Raw genomic sequence first — 23,109 nt, 5'->3', positions numbered from 1 at the left:
TCACTCCCACTCGATGGTGCCCGGCGGCTTGCTCGTGACGTCGAGGACGACCCGGTTGACCTCGGGCACCTCGTTGGTGATGCGGGTCGAGATGACCTGCAGGACGTCGTACGGCAGGCGGGTCCAGTCGGCGGTCATCGCGTCCTCCGACGACACCGGCCGCAGCACGATCGGGTGCCCGTACGTGCGGCCGTCGCCCTGCACGCCGACCGAGCGCACGTCCGCGAGCAGCACGACCGGGCACTGCCAGATCTCCCGGTCGAGGCCGGCGCGCGTGAGCTCCTCGCGGGCGATCGCGTCCGCGGCGCGCAGCGTCTCGAGGCGCTCGGCGGTCACCGCGCCGACGATGCGGATGCCGAGGCCGGGGCCCGGGAACGGCTGGCGCCACACGATGCCCTCGGGCACACCGAGCTCGAGGCCGACCGCCCGTACCTCGTCCTTGAACAGGGTGCGCAGCGGCTCGACGAGCTCGAACTGCAGGTCGTCGGGCAGGCCGCCGACGTTGTGGTGCGACTTGATGTTCGCCGCGCCCTCGCCGCCGCCGGACTCGACGACGTCCGGGTAGAGGGTGCCCTGGACGAGGAACCGCACGGTCTCGCCGTGCGCGCCGGCGTCCTCGACGACCTCGCGGGCGGCGTCCTCGAACACGCGGATGAACTCGCGGCCGATGATCTTGCGCTTCGTCTCCGGGTCGCTCACGCCGTGCAGCGCGTGCAGGAAGCGCTCGCGCGCGTCGACGACCTTGAGCTGCACGCCGGTGGCGGCGACGAAGTCCTGCTCGACCTGCTCGGCCTCGCCGGCGCGCAGCAGCCCGTGGTCCACGAAGACGCACGTGAGCTGGTCCCCCACCGCGCGCTGCACGAGCGCCGCCGCGACGGACGAGTCCACGCCGCCCGACAGGCCGCAGATGACGCGCGCGTCGCCGACCTGCGCGCGGATGCGCTCGACCTGCTCGGCGACGACGTTGCCCGCGTTCCAGTCGGGCGTCAGGCCCGCGCCGCGGTACAGGAAGTTCTCGAGCGCCTTCTGGCCGAGCGGCGAGTGCTTGACCTCCGGGTGCCACTGCACGCCGTACAGGCGCCGCTCCGGGTCCTCGAACGCCGCGACGGGGCTGCCTGCGGAGGTCGCGAGGACCTCGAACCCGGGCGGGGCCGCGTGGACCGCGTCGCCGTGGCTCATCCAGACCGTCTGCTGCTCCGGGCTGCCGTCCAGCACCGTGCCCGCCTCGGTCACCTCGACGGCGGTGCCGCCGTACTCCCGCTGACCGGTCTGCGCGACCGTCCCGCCGAGCGCCTGGGCCATCGCCTGGAAGCCGTAGCAGATGCCGAGCACCGGCACGCCGGCCTCGAACAGCTCGGGACCCACGAAGGGCGCACCGGTGGCGTACACGGACGACGGGCCGCCGGACAGGATGATCGCCGCCGGGTCCTTGGCGAGGAGGTCCTCGACGGACGCCGTGTGCGGCACGATCTCGGAGTACACGTTGGCCTCGCGGACCCGCCGGGCGATCAGCTGCGCGTACTGCGCGCCGAAGTCGACGACCAGGACGGGGCGGTGGGCGGTGGCGGGCTCGGGTGGCTGCGACACGCAGGACAGCCTAGTTGCGGTGCGCGACCGTTCCCGCACCGGCCCGGACGGGTGACCCGCACCCGGCCCACCTTGCCGACGTGGCGTGCGCCACGGAAAAGGGCTTCCGCGTGTGTCGGTCCGCACACGTAACGTGAGGCCGGTGCGCTCCCTGCCCCTCGCCGACCCCGGCACCCCGCCCCTGCGCGGCCCCGTCACGTACCTGTGGTGGGTGGCCCGCCGACAGGGCGGCATCCTGCTCGCCGCCGTGCTGTGCGGCGTCGTGCTGTTCGCCTGCCAGGCGTTCCTGCCCTACCTGACGGGCCAGGCGATCGACGACGGCCTGGCCAACGGCTTCGGCCCCGGGCTGCTGCGCGCGACCGGCCTGGTGCTCGTCCTCGGCCTGGTCAGCGCGGCGGCGGGCGCCCTCGGGCACCGGTACGACGTGCAGAACTGGCTGCGGGCCGCGTTCACGACGTCGCAGCTCGTCGGCCGCACGGCCGCGCGCTCGGGTGCCGCCATCACGGCCGAGCTGCCGACCGGTGAGGTCGTCTCCGCCGTCGCGAACGACGCGCTGCGCGTCGGCGAGGTGTACGCCACGCTCGCGCGGTTCGTCGGCTCGCTCGTGGCCTACGGGGCGGTCGCCGTGCTGATGCTGCGGGTGTCCGTGCCGCTCGGCGTCATCGTGCTCGTCGGGCTCCCGACCGTCGCCGCCGTGCTGGGCCTGCTCGTCAAGCCCCTGCAGCGGCGCCAGGCGGCGCAGCGCGAGGCGTCGGGGCGGCTGACGACGCTGGGCGCGGACACGGTCTCCGGACTGCGGATCCTGCGCGGGATCGGCGGCGAGCAGGTGTTCACCGGGCGCTACCGCGAGCAGTCGCAGCGGGTGCGCCGCCGCGGTGAGGAGGTCGCGGTCACGCAGTCGTGGCTGGACGCCCTGCAGGTGCTGCTGCCGGGGCTCTTCGTCGTGGCGCTGCTCTGGGTCGGCGCCCACATGGCGCTCGAGGGCACGATCACGCCCGGTCAGCTCGTCACGACGTACGGCTACGCCGCGTTCCTGGCGTGGCCCGTCCAGAACGCCACGATGATGCTCCAGGCGACCACGCGCGCGGTCGTCGCGTCCCGCAAGGTGCTCGCGGTATTGCAGGTCGTGCCGGCGACGGGTGCACGCGCGGGGACGGCGACGCCGCCGCCGCCGGGCTCGACCCTCGTCGACGAGGTCAGCGGCGTGACGCTCGAGACGGGGCGCGTCGTGGCGCTCGTCAGCGCGGAGCCCGACGAGTCGGCGGCCATCGCCACGCGCCTGGGCCGGTTCGACGACGAGGCGGAGGCGGCCACGCCGGTGCGCCTCGGGGGCGTCCTCCTCGCCGACCTGCCGAAGGAGGCCGTGCGGGACCGGGTCGTGGTCGCTGAGGCCATGCCGCACCTGTTCTCCGGCCCGCTCGCGCACGAGCTCGACGTGCGCGGCGCCGCCACCCGGGACGACCTGCTGCACGCGGTCGCGCTCGCCGACGCGCAGGACGTGCTCGACTCGGTGCCCGACGGGATCGACGGCGAGCTGCCCGAGAAGGGGCGGTCGCTGTCCGGCGGCCAGCGCCAGCGGGTCGCGCTCGCGCGCGCCCTGCTCACCGAGGCCGAGGTGCTCGTGCTCGTGGAGCCGACCAGCGCGGTGGACGCGCACACCGAGGCGCGGATCGCGGCCCGGCTCGCCGACGCGCGGCGCGGCCGCACGACCCTCGTCGTCACCGCGAGCCCGCTCGTGCTCGACCACGTCGACGAGGTGCAGCTCGTGCGCGACGGCGTCCTCGTCGCGCGCGGCACGCACGCCGGGCTGCTCGACGGCGCCGCCGGCCCGGGCGTCGCGGCGGAGTACCGCCGCGTCGTGGGACGGCGGATGGACGAGGACACGAGCGTCGAGCAGGCGTTCGACGAGGCTGACCCGGGTGCGGGCACGTTGCCGGCGCCCGTGCTCGCGACGCCCGGCGCCCACGGCGACCAGAACGGTAGGGGTGAGGCATGACCACGGCCACGACGCTGCCCGTCGCCGACTCCGGCAGGGTGCGGCGGTACGCGGGCGCCCTCCTGCGCCGCAACCGCCGCCCGCTGGGACGCATCGCGGTGCTGCACACGCTCGCGGCGATCGCCGGCCTCGCCGGCCCGTTGCTCCTCGGCCGCCTGGTCGACGCCGTCACCACCGGCACGACCGCGCGGTACGTGGACACGCTCGTCGCGATCGGCGTCGTCGCGGTGCTGCTGCAGACCGGGCTCATCCGGTACGCGCAGCGCGCGTCGATGCTGTTCGGCGAGGAGGTCTTCGCGCAGCTGCGCGAGGAGTTCGTCGAGACCGTGACGGCCCTGCCGCTGTCCACCGTCGAGCGCGCGGGCACGGGCGACCTCGTCGCGCGCACGACCAACGACGTCAACAAGCTGCAGCACGCCGTGCGGTTCGGCGTGCCGCGGGTGATCGTCGCGGTCGTCACGATCGCGCTGACCGTGACGGCGTCCGTGCTCCTGTCGCCGCTGGTCTCGGTCGCGCTGTTCGTCGGCGTGCCGACGATGGTGGTGACCGTGCGGTGGTACCTGCGGCGGGCGACACCCGCGTACGTGCGCGAGGCCGCGACGTACGCGGTACTCAACGGCACGATCACGGAGACGGTCGAGGGCGCCCGCACGGTCGACGCCCTGGGCCTGGCCGGCCGGCGGATGGGGCGCATCGACGCCGACCTGGCCGACGCGTTCGCGGCCGAGAAGGTGACGCTCCGGCTGCGCACCGTCCTGTTCCCGTCGATCGACCTGGCGTTCGTGCTCGCCCCCGTCGCGGTGCTGCTGTGGGGCGGCTGGCTCGCCGCGGACGGGCGCGTCACCCTCGGGGTGGTCACCACGATCGTGCTGTACGCGTACCAGATGTCGGGGCCGGTGTGGGAGCTCATCTTCTGGGTCGACGAGATCCAGGTGGCCGCCACCGCGCTCGCGCGCATCGTCGGCGTGCAGCTCGTCGCACCCGACCGCGAGGCGACCGGCGCCGCACCGACCGACGAGCGGATCGCGACGCGTGGGCTGCGCTACGCCTACCGCGAGGGCCACGACGTCCTGCACGGCATCGACCTCGACCTCGCGCCCGGCGAGCGGCTCGCGATCGTCGGGCCGTCCGGCGCCGGCAAGTCGACGCTCGGCCGCATGATCGCCGGCATCCACCCGCCCACGGGCGGCACCGCGACGGTCGGCGGCGTGCCGCTGGTCGACCTGCCGCTCGACGACCTGCGCGGGCACGTCGCGCTCGTCACGCAGGAGCACCACGTCTTCGTCGGGACGCTCGCGGACAACCTGCGGCTCGCGCGGGTCGGCGCGGACGACGCCGAGCTCGAGCACGCGCTGCGCGCCGTCGACGCGTGGGGCTGGGTGCAGGCGCTGCCCGCGGGGCTCGCGACCGAGGTCGGCTCCGGCGGCACGCCGCTCACGCCGGCGCAGGCGCAGCAGGTCGCGCTCGCGCGGCTGGTGCTGCTCGACCCGCACACGCTGGTGCTGGACGAGGCGACGTCGCTGATGGACCCGCGTGCGGCACGGCACCTGGAGCGGTCGCTGTCCGCCGTGCTCGCGGGCCGGACGGTCGTCGCGATCGCCCACCGGCTGCACACCGCGCACGACGCCGACCGGGTCGCCGTCGTCGACAGCGGGCGCATCAGCGAGATCGGCCCGCACGACGAGCTCGTGGCCGCGGGCGGCGAGTACGCCGCGCTGTGGCACTCGTGGCAGCACGAGTCCGCCGAGCCGGCATGACGGGCGGGCGCCCGCCGGCGTGACGGGGCGCCCGCTCAGCGCGTGGTAGTCGTGACCGGGGCGGCGTCGCCCGCCACGTCGCGCTGCGCGGCCGTGCCGGGGTCCGGTCCGGCGGGGTGCGGCCCGCCCTCGTCCGACGGCGGCGGGCCGTCGCCGTCGCCCTCCCCCGGGATCGGCGGCCGGCCCGCGGCCTCGTCCCGGACGAGGCGCCACCACAGCCCGACGGCGAACAGGCCGAAGATCCACCACTGCGCGGCGTAGGCGAGGTTCTGCACGTTGAGCCCGGTCCCCGAGCGCGTCGGCGGGTCCAGCAGCTCGAGGTCGGCGGGGTCGCCGGGCTCCACCGACTGCACGACGAGGTACCCGGTGTAGACCGGGGAGCCCCAGACGGACGCGAGCTGGGCGGGGCTGATGGCGTCGGTGCGCCCGTCGACGACCGGGGCGCCGGCCTCCTCGCCGCCCTGCAGCCACCCGACGACCGTCACGGTCCCGGTGGGCGGGTCCGGCACCGTCGTGGTCGTGCCGGGCGTCCAGCCGCGCACGACCGGCAGGAGAGCGCCGGCGTCCGCCGCGCCCTCCGCCGCTGCGCCCGCCCCGTCCACGCGCAGCGGCGTGAGGACCAGGGCGCCCTCCGTGACGCCGTCGTGGGCGCGGCCGTCGACGAGGAGCGTGCCGGCGGCCTCCCACGTCCCCGTGACGACGACCTTGCGGGCCACCATCTCGCCCGTCACGGAGGCACCCGGGACGAGCACGTCCTCGAGCGGCACCGGCCGGGACTCGGCGATCTCGACGGCGCGCCGCTCCTCGGCCGCACCGCCGCGGACCTCGGCGCGCTCCAGCTGCCACGCACCGAGGCGGCCGCACACGGCGGCGGCCGCGAGCAGCAGCACGAGCAGGCCGAGCATGCGCGGGCGCACGGCGGCGCGCCACACGGAGGTCGGTGCATCGGGCACACCTCACGGTAACCCGCCGCGTGCCCCCGTCCGCCCCCGCGAGCCGCCCCCAGGCCCGCCCCCGCCGCGGGCGCCACCGGCCCGGGACCGACCGCGCTGCGGGCCCGCCTGACCTGAGGTTGTATGGCATGTGGCGTGGAGCACAGCAGCTCTGGGCCGGACGTCCCACCCCTCACCCGGTGCTCACGGAAGGCTGGGTGACCAGGGTCGACGTCTCGATCCGCCAGATCGGAGGGGACATGACCACGAGCATCGCCAGGGACCCGCGGCAGACCGCGGGGAGCCCCGCGCCCATAGCGGCCGGCGACTTCGCCGCCGCCGAGGCGCGCACCGCGTGGCGCGCGGGCACCGGCCGCCTCGACGACGCGACCCTGCAGCGCATCGACAAGTGGTGGCGCGCCGCCAACTACATGTCGGTGGGTCAGATCTACCTGCTCGACAACCCGCTGCTGCGGCGACCGCTCGACCGCGACGACGTCAAGCCCCGGCTCCTCGGCCACTGGGGCACGACCCCGGGCCTGAACTTCCTCTACGCGCACCTCAACCGCGCGGTGGCGGAGCGCGAGCAGTCGACGATCTACGTCACCGGCCCCGGCCACGGCGGCCCCGGCCTCGTGGCGAGCGCGTACCTCGACGGCACGTACTCGGAGGTCTACTCCGACATCACCGAGGACGAGGAGGGCATGCGCCGGCTGTTCCGGCAGTTCTCGTTCCCGGGCGGCATCCCCAGCCACGTCGCCCCGGAGACCCCGGGGTCGATCCACGAGGGCGGCGAGCTCGGCTACGCCCTCAGCCACGCGTACGGCGCGGCGTTCGACAACCCGCACCTGCTGGTCGCGGCGGTCGTCGGCGACGGTGAGGCGGAGACCGGGCCGCTCGCCACGAGCTGGCACTCGAACAAGTTCGTCAACCCCCGCCAGGACGGCGTCGTCCTGCCGATCCTGCACCTGAACGGCTACAAGATCGCCAACCCGACGATCCTCGCGCGCATCGGCGACGAGGAGCTGCACGCCCTCATGGTCGGCTACGGCCACGAGCCGTTCGTGTTCGTCGCGGGGTTCGACGACGAGGACGCCCTGAGCATCCACGGGCGCTTCGCCGCGCTGCTCGACGAGGTGCTCGACCGGATCGCGGCGATCAAGCAGCGGGCCGCCGAGGGCGACGAGTCGCGCCCGATGTGGCCGATGATCGTGTTCCGGACGCCGAAGGGGTGGACCGGACCCGCCTGGATCGACGGCAAGAAGACGACCGGCTCGTGGCGCGCGCACCAGGTGCCGCTCGCGAGCGCGCGGGACACCCCGGAGCACCTCGCGGTGCTCGAGGAGTGGCTGCAGTCCTACCGCCCGGCCGAGCTGTTCGACGCCACCGGCCGGATCGAGGACGACATCCGCGCCCTCGCGCCGTCGGGCGACCTGCGCATGAGCGCGAACCCGCACACCAACGGCGGTCTGCTGCTGCGCGACCTGCGGCTGCCGGACTTCCGCGACTTCGCGCAGGACGTGCCGAGCCCGGGCGCGACGTTCGCCGAGGCGCCGCGCGTGCTCGGCCAGTTCCTCACCGAGGTCGTCCGCCGCAACCCCGACAACTTCCGGATCTTCGGCCCGGACGAGACGGCGTCGAACCGCCTGCAGGCCGTGTACGACGCCACCGACAAGCAGTGGAACGCGCGGTTCGAGGGACCCGAGGTCGACGAGCACCTGGCGCGCGTCGGCCGGGTCATGGAGATGCTCTCGGAGCACCAGTGCCAGGGCTGGCTCGAGGGCTACCTGCTCACGGGGCGCCACGGGCTGTTCACGAGCTACGAGGCGTTCATCCACATCGTCGACTCGATGGTGAACCAGCACGCGAAGTGGCTGAAGGTCACCAACGACATCCCGTGGCGCCGGCCGGTGGCGAGCCTGAACTACCTGCTGTCGAGCCACGTGTGGCGCCAGGACCACAACGGCTTCAGCCACCAGGACCCCGGCTTCATCGACCACGTGGTCAACAAGAAGGCCGAGGTCGTGCGGGTGTACCTGCCGCCGGACGCGAACACGCTGCTGTCGACGTACGACCACTGCCTGCGCAGCCGGCAGTACGTCAACGTCGTCGTCGCCGGCAAGCAGCCCGCGCCGAACTTCCTGACGATGGACGAGGCCGTCGCGCACTGCACGCGCGGGCTCGGCATCTGGGAGTGGGCCGGCTCGGAGGTGCCCGGCGAGGAGCCGGACGTCGTGCTCGCCGCCGCCGGTGACGTGCCGACGCTCGAGGTGCTCGCCGCGGCGGACATCCTCAAGCGGGAGCTCCCGCAGCTCAAGGTGCGCGTGGTCAACGTCGTGGACCTCATGCGGCTGCAGGACGAGACCGAGCACCCGCACGGGCTCGCGCACCGCGAGTTCGACACGATCTTCACCGCCGACCGCCCGATCGTGTTCGCGTACCACGGCTACCCGTGGCTGATCCACCGCCTGACGTACCGCCGCAACGGGCACAAGAACCTGCACGTGCGCGGCTACAAGGAGGAGGGCACCACCACCACGCCGTTCGACATGGTCATGCTCAACGACCTCGACCGGTACCACCTCGTCATCGACGTGATCGACCACGTGCACTGGCTGCGCGCCTCCTACGCCGGCCTGCGCCAGCGCATGGTGGACGCGCGCATCGCGGCCCGTGAGTACACGCGTGAGCACGGCGAGGACGTGCCGGAGGTCCGCGACTGGGTGTGGCCGGACGCCGGCGAGACCGGCACGGAGGTCGGCGGTCCGCAGGCCGACCGGCTGTCGACGACGGACACCGGCGGGGACAACGAGTAGCAGCCGGTCGATGGTCGGTGCGGCGGCGGACCGCCGCCGCACCCACCGCCCGCCCGTCGCCGGGGAGCGACGGGCGACCTCGGGGAGGAAGAGCACGCAGTGGCCCGCACCGTGTACGTCATGTCCGCAGAGGGCGACACCGGCAAGTCCGTCGTCGCACTCGGTCTCGTCGACCTGCTCACGCGGTCGGTGCAGCGGGTCGGGGTGTTCCGCCCCGTCGCCCGCTCGACGGACGAGCGGGACTACGTCCTCGACCTCCTGCTCGCGCACGACGGGGTCGACATCGCCTACGACGAGGCCGTGGGGGCCACGTACGACGAGGTGATCGCCGACCCGGAGGCCGCGCTGTCGCGGATCGTCGCGCGCTTCCACGACGTGGAGCGCCGCTGCGACGCGGTCGTCGTCGTCGGCACCGACTACACCGACGTGGCCGGCCCGACCGAGCTCGCGTACAACGCCCGCATCGCGGCGAACCTGGGCGCGCCCGTCGTGCTCGTGGTGAACAGCGCGAACCGCACGCCGGAGGACGTCCGGCACGCCGTCGAGGTCGCCGGCACGGAGATCGCCGCGAACCACGCGCAGGTCGTGGGGGTCGTGGCGAACCGCTGCGCGCCCGGTGCGCTGGACGACGTGGTGGAGGCCCTCGCCGGCACCGCGCCGGTGTGGGCGCTGCCCGAGTCGCCCGTGCTCTACGCGCCGACGCTGCGCCAGCTCATGGAGGCGGTCGAGGGCGAGCTCACCGGCGGCGACGAGGAGCTGCTGGGCCGCGAGGTGCTGGACGTGCTCGTCGGCGCCATGTCGGTCGAGCACCTGCTCGACCGGCTGCAGGACGGTGCCGTGGTGATCACGCCCGGCGACCGCGCCGACGTGCTGCTGGGGCTGCTCATGGCCCACCAGGCCGACGGCTTCCCGTCGCTCGCCGGCATCATCCTCAACGGCGGGCTCGCACCGGCGCCGACGATCCAGCGGCTCGTCGAGGGGCTGGGCTCGCGGCTCCCCCTCATCCGCACGCAGCTGGGCACCTTCCGGTCCGCGAGCGCCGCCTCGCGCGCCCGCGGCCGGGTCACGCGGGACTCCCAGCGCAAGGTCGACACCGCGCTGGCGCTCTTCGAGCGGCACGTGGACGGCGGGGCGCTGCTGGCCGGCCTCGACGTGCCGCGGCCGGAGGTCGTGACGCCCCTGATGTTCGAGTACCAGCTGCTCGACCGGGCGCGCGGCGACCGCAAGCACATCGTCCTGCCGGAGGGCGGCGACGACCGCATCCTGCGCGCGGCGTCCACCCTGCTCCAGCGCCAGGTCGCCGACCTGACGATCCTCGGGGACGAGGCGTCCATCCGGGCGCGCGCCACGGAGCTCGGGCTGGACCTCGACGAGGCGCAGGTGATCGACCCCAAGAGCGGCGAGATGCTCGAGTCGTTCGCCGCGACCTACACCGAGCTGCGCAAGCACAAGGGCATGACGATCGAGCGGGCGCGCGAGATCGTCTCGTCGGTGTCGTACTTCGGCACCCTCATGGTCCAGCTCGGGCACGCCGACGGGATGGTCTCCGGTGCGATCCACACGACGGCGCACACCATCAAGCCGTCCTTCGAGATCATCAAGACCGCGCCCGGCACGAACAGCGTCTCCAGCGCCTTCCTCATGTGCCTCGAGGACCGCGTGCTGGTCTACGCCGACTGCGCCGTGATCCCGGACCCGACGGCCGAGCAGCTGGCGGACATCGCGATCTCGTCGGCCGGCACGGCCGCGCAGTTCGGCATCGAGCCGCGGATCGCGATGCTGTCGTACTCGACCGGTGAGTCCGGGACGGGTGCGGACGTCGAGAAGGTCCGCACCGCCACGGCGCTCGTCCGCGAGCGCCGGCCCGACCTGTCCGTCGAGGGCCCGATCCAGTACGACGCCGCGGTCGACGCCTCCGTGGCGAAGACGAAGATGCCGGACTCCGCGGTCGCGGGCCGCGCGACCGTGTTCGTCTTCCCCGACCTCAACACGGGCAACAACACGTACAAGGCCGTGCAGCGCTCGGCGGGCGCCGTCGCGATCGGCCCCGTGCTGCAGGGCCTGCGCAAGCCGGTCAACGACCTCTCACGGGGCGCGCTCGTGCAGGACATCGTCAACACCGTCGCCATCACGGCGATCCAGGCGCAGGCGCTGTCGGCACCCGCCGCCGGCGCGGGAGAGCGGGAGGTCGCGCAGCCCGAGCCGCGCGAGACACCCGAGCCCGAGACGGCCGCGCCGTCCGTCGACCCCAGCACGACCCACGCCCCGGAGGCTCCCGCACGATGACCGCCACCCACGGGGACGCGCCCCGCGCCACCGTCCTCGTCCTCAACTGCGGCTCGTCGTCGCTGAAGTACCAGCTCGTCGACCCGGTCGGCGGCGAGGCGATCGCCTCGGGCATCGTCGAGCGGATCGGTGAGGAGCAGGCCTCGGCCAAGCACATGGCCCACGGCGAGACGACCCGCCGCGAGCGTCAGGTGCACGACCACGGCGAGGCGCTGCGCCTCGTGCTCAACCTCTTCGACGGCGTCGGCCCCGACCTCGCGGCGGCGCACGTCGTCGCGGTGGGGCACCGCGTCGTGCAGGGCGGCTCGCGGTTCGACGGGCCCGTGCTGGTCACCGAGGACGTGCAGCGCACGATCGAGGAGCTGTCGCCGCTCGCGCCGCTGCACAACCCGCCGAACCTCACCGGCATCCGGGTCGCGCAGGCGCTGCTGCCGGACGTCCCGCACGTCGCCGTGTTCGACACGGCGTTCTTCCGGACGCTGCCGGAGGCCGCCGCGACGTACGCCATCGACTCCGAGGTGGCGCAGCGCTACCGCGTGCGCCGGTACGGCGCGCACGGCACATCGCACCAGTACGTGTCGCGGCAGGTGGCGGACGTCCTCGGGCGGCCCCTGGAGGACCTCAACCAGATCGTGCTGCACCTCGGCAACGGCGCCTCGGCGTCGGCCGTGCGCGGCGGCGTGGCCGTCGAGACGTCGATGGGCATGACACCGCTCGAGGGCCTGGTCATGGGCACCCGCTCCGGCGACATCGACCCGGCCGTGGTGTTCCACCTGCACCGCAACGCGGGCATGAGCATCGACGAGATCGACACGCTGCTGAACCGGCGCTCGGGCGTGAAGGGCCTGTCCGGCGAGAACGACTTCCGCGCGCTGCACGACCTCGTCGAGTCCGGCGACGCGCAGGCGCGGCTCGCGCTCGACGTGTACCTGCACCGGCTGCGCAAGTACATCGGCGCCTACCACGCCGTGCTCGGCCGCCTCGACGTGCTCACGTTCACGGCGGGCGTCGGCGAGAACGACGACGTCGTGCGCGCGCGCGTCGTCGAGGGCCTGGAGGCCTTCGGCATCGAGGTCGACTCGGAGCGCAACGCCGGCCGCAAGAGCGAGCCCACGGTCGTCTCCCCCGACGGCGCGAAGGTCACCGTGCTCGTCGTGCCGACGAACGAGGAGCTGGCGATCGCACGGCAGGCGATGGAGGTCATCGGCGGCTGAGCGGGGAGCGAGCGGTGCGGCGGGGCTACGTCGACCGCGTCGGGCGCGGCGCGTCCGGCGACCCGGCGCCGGCGAGCGTGGGCCCGGTCCGCACGCTCGCCCGCCGGACGCCTCCGGGGCACACGGCGGCGGCCCGCGTCACGGCAGGCGCAGCGCCCGCTGCAGCTCGAGCGCGCGGGTGAGCACGCGCGGCCACACCTCGGTGCCGAGCCCGTGCAGCTCCGCCATCCCCAGGCCGCGCCCGGCGTGCACGCCCCGCTGCACCACGACCGCCTGCTCCCACGTCGTCGCCCACAGCCCCTCGCGCCCGTGCCGGCGCCCGTACCCGGACGCGCCGACGCCGCCGATGGGCGCACCGACGCTCCCCCACAGCGTGTGGTGGGTCTCGTTGACCACGACGGCACCCGCCCGCACACGCGCCGCGAGCGAGCGCGCACGGCGCAGGTCGGCGGACCACACGGCGGCGACGAGGCCGTACGCGGAGTCGTTCACGGCGGCCACGGCCTCGTCGTCCGACGCCACCGGGTGCACCGCCACGACCGGCCCGAACGTCTCCTCGCCGAAGGCGCGCGCGTCCCGCGGCACCTCGACGAGCACGGTGGGCTCGTAGAAGTACGGGCCCAGGTCGGGCCGCTGGGCGCCGCCCGTCAGCACGAGCGCGCCGTGGCCGACCGCGTCCTCGACGTGCTCGACGACGCGCGCGAGCTGCTCGGCCGACGCCAGCGAGCCCATGTCGGACCGGTAGTCCAGCCCGGCGCCGAGCCGCAGCGCGGCGGTGCGCCGCACGAACGCGGCGACGAACGCCTCCCGGACGTCCTCGTGCACGTACAGCCGCTCGATGCCCGCGCACACCTGGCCGGCGGACCCGAAGCACGCGCGCACGGCGGCCGCCGCGGCGGCCTCCACGTCGACGTCGTCCGCGACGTACATCGCGTTCTTGCCGCCGAGCTCGAGGGTCACCGGCACGCCCAGCTCGCCGGCACGGGCGGCGAACACGCGCCCCGAGGCCGTCGACCCCGTGAACGCCGCGTGGTCGACGTGCTCGAGCAGGGCCATGCCGACGTCGGGACCGCCGACGAGCACCTGCACGAGGTCCTCGGGCGCACCCGCGTCGGCGAGCAGCTCGGCCGCCCACAGCAGCGTGAGCGCGGTCTGCGGGTCGGCGCGCAGCAGCACCGCGTTGCCGGCGACGACCGCGGTGAGCGCGTCGCCGAGCCCGAGGGACAGCGGGTAGTTCCACGGCGTGACGACGCCGACGACGCCGTGCGGGTGCCGGTGCACGCGCACCGACGTGAACCCCGGCACGAGCCCGCGCACACGGCGCGGCGCGAGCAGACGGGGCGCCCGCAGCGCGTGCCACCGGGCGGCGTTCGCGACGTCGCCGACCTCCTCCCACGCGTGCGTGCGGGCCTTGCCGGTCTCGACCTGCAGCAGGTCCAGGACGTCACTCTGCCGCTCCAGCAGCAGGTCGTGCACGCGCAGCAGCAGCGCGGTGCGCTCGCGCAGCGGCCGGGCGGCCCACAGTCGCTGCGCGGCGCGCGCCCGCCGGGCCGCCGCGGGCACGTCGGCCGGCGTCGCGAGCGGCACGGCGGCGATCGGGGCGCCCGTGAACGGCGCCCGTGCGGCGTGGGTCGCGTGCCCCGGCCCGGCGACGGCCCGCGCGAGGAGCGGCCGGACGTCGTCAGGTTCGAGGACGTAGGTGGCGAGCGGGTCGGTCTCCGGGTCGTGCAGGTCGGCATGCTCGTGCGCCATCGCGTCAGGCTACGCGCAGGCCGGCGCGGGACGGGAAGGGACACGGTGGGGGTCGGGCGCGCGGCGGCGGCGCACGTCCGCCGCCGCTGGCGCCGACGTCAGTGGTGATGGCCGTGCCGCCCCAGGCTCGTCACCGGGGTCGCACCGGGCCGCGTCCACTGGGGCACGGGACGGCCGGTCTCGCCCCAGGTGGCGTTGCCGTCGGCGTCGGTGCGCCAGTACCAGCACGCGTCGCGTCCCTGCGGCCAGCCGTCCGGGACGTCCTCCCACGCCTCGCCGCGGCCGTACGGCGTCAGGTCGAGCAGGGCGAAGCTCGGGCTCCCGGGTTCCACCCCGCGGCCCGTCGTGGAGTAGGTGAGGAAGACGCGGTCGCCGTCGCGCAGGAAGCAGGTGAACGCGCCCATGGCGCCGCCGACCGGCGGCGGGACGTCGCGCACCGAGTACCACGGCTGGGTGTAGCCCATGAACGCGACGTAGGGCTCGACCTCGTCCCACGGCCCCTCGGTGAGGACCGCGAACGCGACCCCGCGCGCGTGCAGGTACGACGTGTCCCGCAGGTGCCACGCGGAGACGGTGCAGCCCTCGCACTGCCCCTGGTGGGGCGCGCCGTCGTGCCACATGTGCTGGTAGACGAGCAGCTCGTCCCGACCGCCGAACAGGTCCGCGAACGGGACGGGGCCGGCCGGGCCGACGACCTCGACCGTGCCGTCGATCTCGACCATCGGCAGGCGACGGCGTGCCGCGGCGAGCGCGTCACCGGCGCGCGTGTGCGCCTTCTCGCGGACCAGCAGCTCGTCGCGCGCCGCCTGCCACGTGGCGTGGTCGACGACGGGCGGGCGGCCCGGCCGCACGGTCGTGGGGTCGTCGGACGTGGTGGTCATGGTGCCCTCCGGGGGGTGTCGGGGCGCACGGCGGCGTGCGCCACCCGTACCGACCCCGCGCGCGCCCGCCACTCATCGGGCGACCGGCCCGCGGGACGGTGCGCGGTGCGCGGTTCAGGCGGGGCCGGCGGCCCGCGCCCGCGCGTCCGTCAGCGACCAGCTCGCCAGCACGTCCAGCGCGCGCTGCGACGACGACCCCGCCTCCGTGGAGTACACGAACACCGTGGTGTGCGGGTCCCCGGGCAGCGTGAGCGTCTCGTACTCCACGGTGAGGTCCCCGACGACGGGGTGCCGCAGCCGCTTCGAGCCGTGCGTGCGCTGGTACACGCGGTGCTCGTCCCACCACCGCGCGACGTCCTGGCTCTGCGCGCGCAGGTCCGCGACGAGTTCGGCGGTCGCCCGGTCGGCGGGGTCGTTCCCGGCCTCGAGCCGCAGGTTCTCGACCGCGGCGCGGGCCTGGACGTCCCAGTCGACGAAGAGGGCCCGCGCCTCGTCCTCCAGCAGCAACCACCGGGGGACGCGTCCGCGCCCTGGCCGCCGACGTCGAGGCCGCGCGCGCCCTCGCGGTGACGACCGACATCGCCGCCGCCTGACCTCGCGGCACCTCCCGCGGCGGTGCCGGTCCGGGCGTCAGAGGGCCAGGGTGTCGCGCACCTCCGGCTCCGCGAGCGCGAGCACCGCGGCGCGCGCGTCCGTCGCCGACCGCGCGGCCCGGGCCGCGGCGGCCATCGCGACGCACTGCTCCCGGGTGTGCCGCCGCAGGGAGTACCGCACGGCCGGCAGCGCACCGGCGGCCATCGACAGGCTCGTGACCCCCATCCCGACGAGCACGAGCGCCATGAGCGGGTCGGACGCGGACTCCCCGCACACGCCCACGGGCTTGCCGGCCTCGACCCCGGCGGACGCCGTGGCGGCCACGAGGTCGAGCACGGCGGGCTGCCACGCGTCGAGCAGGTCGGCCAGCTCGCCGCGCAGCCGGTCGGTCGCCATCGTGTACTGCGCGAGGTCGTTGGTGCCGAGCGAGACGAAGTCGACCTCGGCGAGCACGTCGCGTGCCCGCAGCGCCACGGCGGGCACCTCGACCATGACTCCCACGGTCGCCACCCCCGCCGCGCGCGCGGCCGCGGCGAAGTCCCGTGCCTCGTCGGGGGTCGAGATCATGGGCGCCATGACCCACGGGGTCGTGCCGGTCGCCTCCTGCGCGCGGGCGAGCGCCGCGAGCTGTGTGGCCAGCAGCTCGGGCAGCGGGCGCACGAGCCGGTAGCCGCGCACGCCGAGGGCGGGGTTCTCCTCGTCGGGCTGCGTCGCGAAGGCCATCGGCTTGTCGGCGCCCGCGTCGAGCGTGCGCACGACGACCTTGCGGCCGCCCATGGCGCGCAGCGCGGCCGCGTACGCCTCGGCCTGCTCCTCGACGGTCGGGGGCTGCGTCCGCTCCAGGAACAGCACCTCGGTGCGGAACAGGCCCACGCCCTCGGCGCCGGCACCGGACGCGGCGACGCGCTCGGCGTCCGCGGCGGTGCCGATGTTGGCGAGCAGCGCGACGGCGTGCCCGTCCGCGGTCGCACCGGGTGCGGTGTCGCCGGAGAGCAGGTCCTCGGCGGCGTGCCGCCGCTCCAGCGCGGCGCGCAGCTCGGCGTCGGGGTGCGGGGTGACCGTGCCGGCGGCGCCGTCGACGGCCACCTCGACCCCGTCCTCGAGGTCCGTGGCGCCGCCGACGCGCACCACGCACGGCAGCCCCAGCTGCCCGGCGATGATCGCCGTGTGCCCGGTGGGGCCGCCGAGCTCCGTGACGATCGCGAGCACCTTCGTGAGGTCGAGCGCCGCCGTGTCCGCCGGGGCGAGGTCCCGCGCCACGACGACCGACGGCTGCTCGAGCCGCGGCACGCCGGGGTCCGGCAGCCCGAGGACGCGCGCGACCACGCGGTCGCGCACCGAGCGCAGGTCCGTCACCCGCTCGGCGAGGTACCCCCCGGCCTGCTCGAACATGGTCGCGAACATCTGCACCACGCCGTCGAGGGCGGCGACCGGCGGCTCGCCGGCGTCGACCCGGGCGAGGGTCTGCGCGCGCAGCGCGTTGTCCGCCGCCATCTGCGCGGTCGCCGCGAGCACGTCGGCGACGGTGCCGGTGGCGGCGTCGGCCTGGGCCTGCAGGCCGTCGGCGACCTCGGCGAACGCCCGCTCGACGGCGGCGTGCGTCTCCTCGACCGTCGCCGGCCGGCCCTCGACCACCAGCGCCGCGTCACCGGGCACGGCCGGCGCCGGCCGCACCTGCGCCACCGGGCCGACCGCCGCGCGCCGGCCGACGCCCACGCCGTGCAGCACGCCGCCCGCCGGCGCACCGACCGTCGCGGCCGTCACGACGACGCCCCCGCCGCGGTCGCGTCCGCGCCGGCCTCGGGCGCGTCGAGGTCCGTCGCCAGCAGCGCGGCGAGCTCGTCGAGGACGCGGTCGGCGTCCTCACCCTCGGCGCTGAGCACGACCTCCTCGCCGTGCGGCACGCCCAGCGACATGACGAACAGGATGCTCGAGGCGTCGACGGGGGCGCCGCCCTGCTTGGCGATGGTGACCGGTACGCCGCTCGCGGCGACGGCCTGCGTGAACAGCATCGCGGGGCGGGCGTGCAGCCCGACGCGGGACGCGACGGCGACGGTGCGCTCGGCCATGGGTGCTCCTGGTGGGTTCGGTCCGGGTGGGGTGGCGACGGGTGGGGTGGCGACGGCGGGGTGCTGACGGCCGGGGCCGGTCAGGCGGCGACGAGGTCGCGCTCGTCCGCGGCGCGGTCGGCCTCGACGAGCGGGTCGTGCTTGGCCGTCTTGAGGACGATGACGAGCAGCGCCGTGACGACCATCCCGGCGGCGACGGCGACGAGGAAGCCGAGCGGGTTGCCGATGAGGGGCAGGACCCACACGCCGCCGTGCGGGGCGACGACGGACGAGCCGAAGGCCATGACGAGCGCCCCCGTCACGCTGGACCCGACGAGCGAGGAGACGATGATCCGCCACGGGTCGGCGGCGGCGAACGGGATGGCCCCCTCGGAGATGAACGACAGCCCGAGCAGCCAGGCCGCCTTGCCGTTCTCCTGCTCCGCGTGCGTGAAGAGCCGCTTGCGGACCGTGGTCGCGAGCGCGAGGGCGAGCGGCGCGACCATGCCGGCGCCCATGACGGCCGCCATGATCTGGTACTGCACGGCGCCCGTGGTCAGCCCCTCGGTCGCGAGCCCGGTGACGGCGAACGTGTACGCCACCTTGTTGACCGGTCCCCCGAGGTCGAAGCCCATCATCGCGCCGAGCAGCGCGCCCATGAGCACGAGGTTGGCGCCCGAGAGCCCGTTCAGCCAGCTCGTCAGGCCGTCCATCGCGGCGGCGATCGGCCGTCCGACGAGCACGAGCATGACGATGCCGACGACCAGCGACGACAGCAGCGGCACGACGACGACCGGCATGATGCCGCGCACGCCCCGCGGGACGTTCCAGCGGCTGATCCACAGGGCCAGGAAGCCGGCGAGGAAGCCGGTCACGAGCCCGCCGAGGAACCCGGCACCGACCAGCACGGCGGTCGCGCCGCCGACGAACCCGGGCACGAGACCGGGACGGTCGGCGATGCCGTACGCGATGAAGCCCGACAGGACGGGGACGAGGAACCCGAACGCCGCGCTGCCGGTGGCGTTCAGGACGACCGCCCAGTCCTGCAGCGACGCCACGTCGAACGCGCCGACGACGTCCTCCACCGGGACACCCGTGACCTCGATGGCGCCCTCGGCACCGCCCCACGCGATCTGCGCGAGCATGAAGCTCACCGCGATGAGGATGCCGCCCGCGGCGACGAACGGGATCAGGTAGGACACGCCGGTCATGAGCCACTGGCGCACCTTCGTGCCGGCGCCCGCGCCGCGGTCCCCGGCGGGGGCCTGCCCGCCGGCGGACGTGCTCACCGGCGCCGCGGCGGGTGCCGGCGCGTCGTGGGCGGGTGCCTGCTCGACCGCGGCGACGGCCGCGGCGATGACGCCCGGCGCGTCGTGCACGGCCTTCTTCACGCCCACGTCGACGAACGGCTTGCCGGCGAAGCGCTGCTTGTCCTTGACCTCGAGGTCGGCGGCGTAGATGACGCCGTCCGCGGAGGCGACGAGCGCGGGGTCGAGCGGCGTGGAGCCCGCGGACCCCTGCGTCTCGACGTGGACCTCGACGCCGGCCGCCTTGCCGGCCTGCTCGAGGGCCTCCGCGGCCATGTAGGTGTGGGCGATGCCCGTGGGGCACGAGGTGACGGCGACGAGCTTCATGACGGGACGACCTCCCGGGTGACGATGTCGGCCACGGTCTGCGCGTCCGGCGCCTCGAGCAGCGAGGTGCGGAACGACTCGTGGACGAGCCGGCGGGCCAGCGCCGCCAGGATCTGCAGGTGGTCCGCGTCGCCGCTGGCGGGCGCCGCGATGAGGAAGACGAGCCGTGCGGGCCCGTCCGGGGCGCCCCACTCGACGCCCTGCGCGAGCTTGCCGACGGCGAGGCTGGGCACCGTGACGTGCTCGGAGCGCGCGTGCGGAAGGCCGACGCCGCCCGGCATGCCGGTGGCCATCTGCGCCTCGCGGGCGGCGACGTCGGCCGCGAACCCGTCGGCGTCCGTGACGCGGCCGGCGGCGGCGAGCAGGTCGACGAGCGCGCGCGTGACGCCGACGCGGTCGGCCGCGTCGAGGTCCACGGCGACGAGCTCGGGGGTGATGAGGGGTGTGGTGGCCGAGGTGGTCATGTCACAGCTCCTTGAGCGCCAGGTGGGGGTCGGGGTCGGCGACGACGCGGACCGCGTCGAGGTCGAGGTCGTGGGGTCCGGGCACCTCGGTGCCGGGCCGCAGGACGGCGGCGCGTCCCCACGCGACGGCGGTGCGCAGCCGCTCGGGGGCGGGGCCGTCCGCAGCGAGGAAGCCGGCGAGCGTCGAGTCGCCCGCGCCGACGGTGGACAGCGGGACGAGCGCCGGTCCGCCCGCCCACCAGGGGTGCGGGGCGTCGCGGCAGACGAGCAGCGCACCGTGGGCGCCCAGGCTCACGAGCACGCCGCGCGTCCCCTGGTCGAGGACCTCACGGGCCGCGTCGACGACGTCGCCGACGGTCCCCAGCTCGCGCCCGACGAGCTCGCCGAGCTCCTGCTCGTTCGGCTTGACCAGCGTGAGGCCGCCGGCCCGGACGGCCCGCGCGAACGGGGTGCCGGACGTGTCGAGCACGAGCGGCACCCGGTGCCGGTCGGCGAGCGCGGCGAGCCGCACGAAGAAGGCGTCGCCGGCACCGGCGGGCAGCGACCCGGCGGCCACGACGGCGCGCGGGCCGGCGACCAGCTGGGCCTCGACGGCCGCGAGCAGGGCACCGACCTCCTCGTCCGCGAGGCGGGGGCCGGGCGCGTTGACCTTCGTCGTCGTGCCGTCGGCCTCGACGAGGGTGACGTTGGTGCGCGTGTCGCCGGCGACGGGCACCGGCACGGCGGCGACGCCGTGCTCCGCGAGCAGCTCGGTGAGGCGGGCGCCGTCCGGCCCGCCGGTGGGGACCACGGCGAGCGCCGCGACCCCGTGCCGCACGAGCGCGCGCGCGACGTTGATGCCCTTGCCGCCGGGGTGCACGTGCGTGGCGCGGGCGCGGTTGACCTCGCCGACCTCGAGGCGGTCGACGTCGAGCGCCCGGTCGACGCTCGGGTTCGGGGTGACGGTGACGATCATGCGCGCACCACCCGTGTCCCGGCCTGCTCGATCTCCTCGGCCAGCTCGGGCTCGACCGAGCTGTCGGTGACCAGCGTGTCGACGGCGTCGAGGTCGACGACGCGGGCGAGGTCGACGCGGCCGACCTTCGTGTGGTCGGCGAGCACCACGGTCCGCCGGGCGGCGGCGACGAGCGCGCGCTTGACCGCGGCCTCCGCGAGGTCGGGCGTCGTGACGCCGCGCTCGGCGGTGATGCCGTTGGCGCCGAGGAAGGCGACGTCGACGTGGATCTCGGCGAGGTCGCGCAGCGCCCACGACCCCACGGCGGCGAGCGTGCGGCCCCGGACCGTGCCGCCGACGAGGTGCAGCGTGGTGCCGGGGCGGGTGGCGAGGACCGTCGCGACGGGCAGCGCGTGCGTCACGACGGTGAGCTCGCGGTCCGTCGGCAGCAGCTCGGCGAGGCGGACGGTGGTGGTGCCGGCGTCGAGGAGGACGGACCCGCCGTCGGGCAGCTCGTCGAGCGCGGCCTTCGCGATGCGCTCCTTCTCCCCGGCCAGCAGGCCCTCGCGGTCGGCGAGGCCGGGCTCGAAGCCGAGCCGCTCGACGGGGATCGCGCCGCCGTGCACGCGCCGCACGAGCCCGTGCCGCTCGAGCGCGGTGAGGTCGCGCCGGATGGTCTCGGGCGTGACGTCGAGATACGTGGCGAGGCGCGTGACGTCCACGCGGCCGTCGGCGCGTGCCCTGCTGAGGATCTGCTGGTGCCGCTCGGGTGCGTACACATCGGCTCCGTCGTCCGTGGCACCCCCCCGGGCGCCGCTGCTCCTTCAGGATGCGCCCGGCCCCGGACGGTGTCAAGCGCATCCGGGCCTGTTCGGACATGGTCGGATGTCCGACTCGCTCCGGCCGGACATGCGCGCCCGCCCGGGCTGGACGGGCCGCCCCGAGCGGGGCGGCGCCTGCGGGAGCGGCAGCACGACGGCCCGTCGATCGCGCCCGGACCCGGCCATCCGGGCGCGATCGGGCATCCAGGTGGCGATCCGCGGACGGGTGTGCACACTGCCGGACGGTGTGCTCTAAGGTATGCCTTACCTATCAAGGCCGTCCGCCGGCCCCGCGACCGACCTCCCCCCCGAAGGACACCATGCGCACTGCGCCCCGCCGCCGCGCCCTGCGACCTCTCGTCGCCGGCGCCGCCGTGACCCTCCTGCTCGCCGCCTGCGCCACGGGCGCACCCGAGGGCGGCTCGGACACCGCGTCCGCACCCGCCGCGGGCGACGGCGCCTTCCCCGTCACGCTCGAGAACACCTTCGGCGAGACGACGATCGAGCAGCAGCCCGAGGCCGTCGCCAGCGTCGCGTGGGGCAACCACGACGTGCCGCTCGCGCTCGGCATCGTGCCCGTCGGCATGGCGGCCCAGACCTTCGGCGACGACGACGCCGACGGCATCCACCCGTGGACGTACGCGGCGCTCGAGGAGCTCGACGCCACCGGCGACGCGCTGCCCGATCTCTTCGACGAGACCGCCGGCATCGACTTCGAGGCCGTCGCGAACACCGCGCCGGACGTCGTGCTCGCCGCGTACTCCGGCCTCTCGGAGGACGACTGGACCACCCTGTCGGAGATCGCGCCGACGGTGTCCTTCCCCGAGATCGCCTGGGGCACCAACTGGCGCGACATGGCGCTGACGAACGGCCGCGCGCTCGGGCTCGAGGACGAGGCGCAGGCGAAGGTCGACGAGGTCGAGGCCGCCATCGCGGAGGCCGTCGAGTCGCGCCCCGACATCGCCGGCAAGTCGGTCGCGTACACCTGGTTCGACCCGACGGACCTGTCAACGTTCGCCGTCTACACCTCGGTCGACGCCCGCGTGCAGCTCCTGTCGGACCTCGGCATGACGGTCCCCGAGAGCATCGCGAGCCTCGAGGACGACGGGCAGTTCTACCTCGACATCTCGGCCGAGCAGGCCGACACGATCGCGGACGCCGACATCGTCATCAGCTACGGCGACGAGAACCTGCTCGCGACGCTGCAGGCCGACCCGCTGCTGTCGAAGATCCCGGCGGTCGCCAACGGCTCCGTCGTGATCCTGCCCGACAACACCCCGCTCGCGTCCGCGACCTCGGGCCCGACGGTCCTGTCGATCCCGTGGGCGCTGGACGACTACCTCGACCTGTTCCAGGCCGCCGCGCAGAACGTGAAGTGACGGGACACCCCAGG

Annotated in this window: 16 protein-coding genes and 1 pseudogene; 6 read left to right on the top strand and 11 right to left on the bottom strand. The window is 75.1% G+C overall.

Going from position 1 to position 23,109, the window contains the following annotated elements; translation table 11 throughout:
• On the bottom strand, positions 1-1,587 hold the full coding sequence (gene guaA / locus E5225_RS04815; protein WP_135973932.1) for a glutamine-hydrolyzing GMP synthase: 1,587 nt from the start codon (positions 1,585-1,587) through the stop codon (positions 1-3).
• Between the two features lie 142 nt (positions 1,588-1,729).
• Here guaA and E5225_RS04810 point away from each other — a divergent pair, with 142 nt between their 5' ends.
• The gene (locus E5225_RS04810; protein WP_135973931.1) at positions 1,730-3,583 is read left to right on the top strand and encodes an ABC transporter ATP-binding protein; all 1,854 of its coding nucleotides are present in this window, start codon (positions 1,730-1,732) and stop codon (positions 3,581-3,583) included.
• Complete coding sequence (locus tag E5225_RS04805; RefSeq protein WP_135973930.1) at positions 3,580-5,340, top strand: ABC transporter ATP-binding protein; 1,761 nt, start codon at positions 3,580-3,582, stop codon at positions 5,338-5,340. Before E5225_RS04810 ends, E5225_RS04805 begins: the two co-directional genes overlap by 4 nt.
• Before the next feature lie 35 nt (positions 5,341-5,375).
• Here E5225_RS04805 and E5225_RS04800 read toward each other — a convergent pair whose 3' ends face one another.
• The gene (locus E5225_RS04800) at positions 5,376-6,293 is read right to left on the bottom strand and encodes an SURF1 family protein (protein WP_243738284.1); all 918 of its coding nucleotides are present in this window, start codon (positions 6,291-6,293) and stop codon (positions 5,376-5,378) included.
• 239 nt (positions 6,294-6,532) lie between these two features.
• Here E5225_RS04800 and E5225_RS04795 point away from each other — a divergent pair, with 239 nt between their 5' ends.
• The 3 genes from E5225_RS04795 (at position 6,533) to E5225_RS04785 (ending at position 12,588) form a co-directional block, all read left to right on the top strand.
• The gene (locus E5225_RS04795; protein ID WP_135973929.1) at positions 6,533-9,088 is read left to right on the top strand and encodes a phosphoketolase family protein; all 2,556 of its coding nucleotides are present in this window, start codon (positions 6,533-6,535) and stop codon (positions 9,086-9,088) included.
• A gap of 99 nt (positions 9,089-9,187) precedes the next feature.
• Positions 9,188-11,374 carry a phosphate acetyltransferase gene (pta, locus tag E5225_RS04790; RefSeq protein WP_135973928.1) on the top strand — a complete coding sequence of 729 codons (2,187 nt, stop codon included), beginning with the start codon at positions 9,188-9,190 and terminating at the stop codon, positions 11,372-11,374.
• Positions 11,371-12,588, top strand: coding sequence for an acetate kinase (locus E5225_RS04785; RefSeq protein WP_135973927.1), 1,218 nt, complete (start codon positions 11,371-11,373; stop codon positions 12,586-12,588). The genes pta and E5225_RS04785 overlap by 4 nt, the downstream gene beginning before the upstream one ends.
• Before the next feature lie 138 nt (positions 12,589-12,726).
• On the opposite strand, the gene E5225_RS04780 is transcribed toward E5225_RS04785, so the two are convergent.
• From E5225_RS04780 to E5225_RS04740, 9 genes and pseudogenes are all read right to left on the bottom strand, one after another.
• A complete protein-coding gene (locus E5225_RS04780) occupies positions 12,727-14,340 on the bottom strand; it encodes a succinic semialdehyde dehydrogenase (protein ID WP_135973926.1) in 1,614 nt (537 codons plus the stop codon).
• Positions 14,341-14,438: 98 nt separating this feature from the next.
• Positions 14,439-15,221 (bottom strand): DUF899 family protein, encoded by a 783-nt coding sequence (locus tag E5225_RS04775; protein WP_135973925.1) that lies wholly within the window; start codon positions 15,219-15,221, stop codon positions 14,439-14,441.
• 114 nt (positions 15,222-15,335) lie between these two features.
• Positions 15,336-15,749 (bottom strand): annotated as a pseudogene (locus E5225_RS04770) (MmyB family transcriptional regulator); the annotation flags it as partial.
• Between the two features lie 102 nt (positions 15,750-15,851).
• On the bottom strand, positions 15,852-17,579 hold the full coding sequence (gene ptsP / locus E5225_RS04765; RefSeq protein ID WP_243738282.1) for a phosphoenolpyruvate--protein phosphotransferase: 1,728 nt from the start codon (positions 17,577-17,579) through the stop codon (positions 15,852-15,854).
• On the bottom strand, positions 17,576-17,884 hold the full coding sequence (locus tag E5225_RS04760) for an HPr family phosphocarrier protein (RefSeq protein WP_135973923.1): 309 nt from the start codon (positions 17,882-17,884) through the stop codon (positions 17,576-17,578). The genes ptsP and E5225_RS04760 overlap by 4 nt, the downstream gene beginning before the upstream one ends.
• A gap of 80 nt (positions 17,885-17,964) precedes the next feature.
• Entirely contained in the window at positions 17,965-19,497 is a 1,533-nt protein-coding gene (locus E5225_RS04755; RefSeq protein WP_135973922.1) for a PTS fructose transporter subunit IIC, read from the bottom strand.
• Entirely contained in the window at positions 19,494-19,961 is a 468-nt protein-coding gene (locus E5225_RS04750) for a PTS sugar transporter subunit IIA (RefSeq protein WP_135973921.1), read from the bottom strand. The genes E5225_RS04755 and E5225_RS04750 overlap by 4 nt, the downstream gene beginning before the upstream one ends.
• A gap of 1 nt (position 19,962) precedes the next feature.
• Positions 19,963-20,916, bottom strand: coding sequence for a 1-phosphofructokinase (pfkB, locus tag E5225_RS04745; RefSeq protein WP_135973920.1), 954 nt, complete (start codon positions 20,914-20,916; stop codon positions 19,963-19,965).
• A complete protein-coding gene (locus tag E5225_RS04740; RefSeq protein WP_135973919.1) occupies positions 20,913-21,674 on the bottom strand; it encodes a DeoR/GlpR family DNA-binding transcription regulator in 762 nt (253 codons plus the stop codon). Before E5225_RS04740 ends, pfkB begins: the two co-directional genes overlap by 4 nt.
• 362 nt (positions 21,675-22,036) lie before the next feature.
• Between E5225_RS04740 and E5225_RS04735 the strand changes: the two genes are divergently transcribed.
• A complete protein-coding gene (locus E5225_RS04735; protein WP_135973918.1) occupies positions 22,037-23,095 on the top strand; it encodes an iron-siderophore ABC transporter substrate-binding protein in 1,059 nt (352 codons plus the stop codon).
• The last annotated feature ends 14 nt before the right edge of the window (positions 23,096-23,109 follow it).

Source organism: Cellulomonas shaoxiangyii (assembly GCF_004798685.1).
GTDB classification, from domain to species: domain Bacteria; phylum Actinomycetota; class Actinomycetes; order Actinomycetales; family Cellulomonadaceae; genus Cellulomonas; species Cellulomonas shaoxiangyii.
Note: the sequence above shows the minus strand (reverse complement) of the source record. Positions and strands in the feature narration are given on the sequence as shown.

Coding starts and splice junctions, on each gene's coding strand:
- E5225_RS04775 (WP_135973925.1), bottom strand. CDS start 15,221: ATGACCACCACGTCCGACGACCCCACGACCGTGCGGCCGGGCCGCCCG.
- pfkB (WP_135973920.1), bottom strand. CDS start 20,916: ATGATCGTCACCGTCACCCCGAACCCGAGCGTCGACCGGGCGCTCGAC.
- E5225_RS04780 (WP_135973926.1), bottom strand. CDS start 14,340: ATGGCGCACGAGCATGCCGACCTGCACGACCCGGAGACCGACCCGCTC.
- E5225_RS04795 (WP_135973929.1), top strand. CDS start 6,533: ATGACCACGAGCATCGCCAGGGACCCGCGGCAGACCGCGGGGAGCCCC.
- E5225_RS04760 (WP_135973923.1), bottom strand. CDS start 17,884: ATGGCCGAGCGCACCGTCGCCGTCGCGTCCCGCGTCGGGCTGCACGCC.
- E5225_RS04750 (WP_135973921.1), bottom strand. CDS start 19,961: ATGACCACCTCGGCCACCACACCCCTCATCACCCCCGAGCTCGTCGCC.
- E5225_RS04735 (WP_135973918.1), top strand. CDS start 22,037: ATGCGCACTGCGCCCCGCCGCCGCGCCCTGCGACCTCTCGTCGCCGGC.
- E5225_RS04805 (WP_135973930.1), top strand. CDS start 3,580: ATGACCACGGCCACGACGCTGCCCGTCGCCGACTCCGGCAGGGTGCGG.
- E5225_RS04755 (WP_135973922.1), bottom strand. CDS start 19,497: ATGAAGCTCGTCGCCGTCACCTCGTGCCCCACGGGCATCGCCCACACC.
- E5225_RS04785 (WP_135973927.1), top strand. CDS start 11,371: ATGACCGCCACCCACGGGGACGCGCCCCGCGCCACCGTCCTCGTCCTC.